Source organism: Streptomyces sp. NPDC033229 (assembly GCF_055576875.1).
In genome coordinates this window covers 1-2096 of record NZ_JBVIQR010000178.1, presented here as the reverse complement: position 1 = coordinate 2096, position 2096 = coordinate 1, and the positions used below count along the sequence as shown (strand labels likewise).

The following is a 2096-nucleotide window of genomic DNA, read 5'->3' as shown; positions in this document are numbered from 1 at the left end:
TCTCGTTGCTCTTGGCGGCGGTCTGCCGCTGGGCGACGACGGCTTGGCCCTCGTGCAGGACGGCGGCGGGCAGATGCACTGCCGACCGGATTCCATCGCGGCTGCCACGGACGGCTTTCCCATCGACCGCCAGCCCGGCCGGCTCCGGGGCGTCGGTCCCGGCCGGGTCGCGTGAGCGTCGTTCCGGCCAGGCGCCGACGGCGTCGCCGAGCGCATCGCCGTCGATCCGGGCCAGCAGGTGGCCCTGCGTCGTGGCACGCAGGAGCCGGGCCAGTCCGGGCCGTGCCCGGACCTCGGGAGAACCGCCGATGGCGAACCGCGCGATGCCGGCCAGCGTGGTGGCGCCGCCGAGGACCGCGAGCCGACACAGGGCGAGCAGGGCGCCCAGCCCGCAGCGGCGGCCCCGGACCCGCCGGGGACCAGGCAGCCGGTCCAACAGCCCGGCCAGCGAGGAGAGTCCGGGCAAAGTGGCGGGCGGGCAGGGCAGGCCGGTGTCCTTGCGGTGACGCTGCAGGACACCGATCAGGGAGGATGACACGCGAACGCGCCCCCTGTTCGTGATCAAAGGGCTCCGAGAACCTCGATCATCAGGGGCCGCGTACCTCGTTCCCCAACCGGGCAAACCATCTGGATCACCACGTATGCAAGCGATCAGCCCATCTCACCAGCTGAGAACACATCAGCCCTCGGGGCAACACCGAGACGCTGCGGAACTGGATCCGGGCCGCCGACGGCCGGCGCCCGGGTTCCCGCTCGACGCCCCCGGGCCCTTCACCGGCCGCGGACTCGGAGGAGGCTGAGCTCGCAGCCGCGCGCAAGCGGATCCGCGAACTGGAGGAGGAACGCGACATCCTCCGCAAGGCATCCCGGTATTCTGCAGGGGAGACGCGCTGGTGAACCGCTTCCAGTTCGTCGCCGACCACCAGCGCCGCCACGGCGTGAAGCGGCTGTGCACCATCCTCGGGATCGCCCGCTCCAGCTTCTGTTACTAGCTCCGCACCGCCCCGGACCGGGCTGCCCGCCGGGCTGCGGACGACAAGCTCGCTGCCCGGATACGCGCCGTTCACCGCGAGCCGGAGGGGACTTACGGCATCCCGCGGATCACCGCCGAACTCCGTGACGAGGGCGAGCGGGCCAACCACAAGCGCGTCGCCCGGGTCATGAGGAAGATCGGGCTCGCCGGAGTCCGGCTCCGCCACAAGCACCGCACCACCCTCCCGGATCCGGCCGCGGTGAAGGCCTCGGACCTGATCGGCCGGGACTTCACCGCCAGGACGGTGAACGCCAAGTACGTCGGCGACATCACATACTTGCCGGTCAGCGGCGCGAAGCCGCTCTATCTGGCAACGGTGACCGAATCTGTGCTTGCGGCGCCTGGCGGGGCTGGGCGATCGCGGACCATACGCGCGCCGAGCTCGTCACCGACGCCCTCACGGCGGCCGAGCGGACCCGGGGCAGCCTCGCCGGAGCCGTCTTTCAGTGCGATCACGGCTCGCAGTACCGAGCAGGATCTTCGCTGACGCCTGCGCGGAGGTGTGACCAGGAACATGAGCGCGGTCGGCAGCAGCGCGGACAACGCACTCGCGGAGTCCTCTACTGACTTTGTAGCGGTGGTGTCGTGAGGGTGAGGCCGGTCTCAGCAAGGCATCCGTCGGTGATGTCGCTGCGGTACTGGATCTTGCGGAGACCGTGGCGCAGGGCGCCTATCAGGTGGTCTGGGTTGATGAAGGCGGTATTGGCCTGGCTGGAGCGCCGCAGGAGGGACCAGATGCCTTCGACGGGGTTGAGGTCGGGTGCATAGGGCGGCAGGTGGAAGACGGTGATCCAGTCGTGGCTTTCGATGAAGTCCCGCAACCGGGCGTCCTTGTGCACGTTGAGGTTGTCCTAGACGAGCACAAGCGGACTTCCGAGCTGCTTGTGCGCCACGATGAGCAGGTCGCGGTAGTCGGTCCGGGTGGAGCTGCGGCGTCCGCCGCGTTGGTGGTCGATGTGGCGTGGCCGGCAGGTGAGCCGGGAGCGCTCACCGGGCTTGTAACAGGCCAGAGCGGCGACCGGGAACCGGCGCTGGGAGCGGCCGCGTTCCCGGATCACCGGGG

General features: G+C 70.2%; 1 protein-coding gene and 2 pseudogenes. 1 reads left to right on the top strand and 2 read right to left on the bottom strand.

Annotated elements, in window-relative coordinates:
- Positions 1-538 (bottom strand): ISAs1 family transposase (locus tag ACZ53N_RS37200; RefSeq protein WP_469145113.1); only part of this gene is annotated, 538 nt, incomplete at its 3' end.
- Between the two features lie 505 nt (positions 539-1043).
- Here ACZ53N_RS37200 and ACZ53N_RS37195 point away from each other — a divergent pair.
- Positions 1044-1520 (top strand): annotated as a pseudogene (locus tag ACZ53N_RS37195) (IS3 family transposase); the annotation flags it as partial.
- Between the two features lie 73 nt (positions 1521-1593).
- On the opposite strand, the pseudogene ACZ53N_RS37190 reads toward ACZ53N_RS37195, so the two are convergent.
- Positions 1594-2096 (bottom strand): annotated as a pseudogene (locus ACZ53N_RS37190) (transposase); the annotation flags it as partial.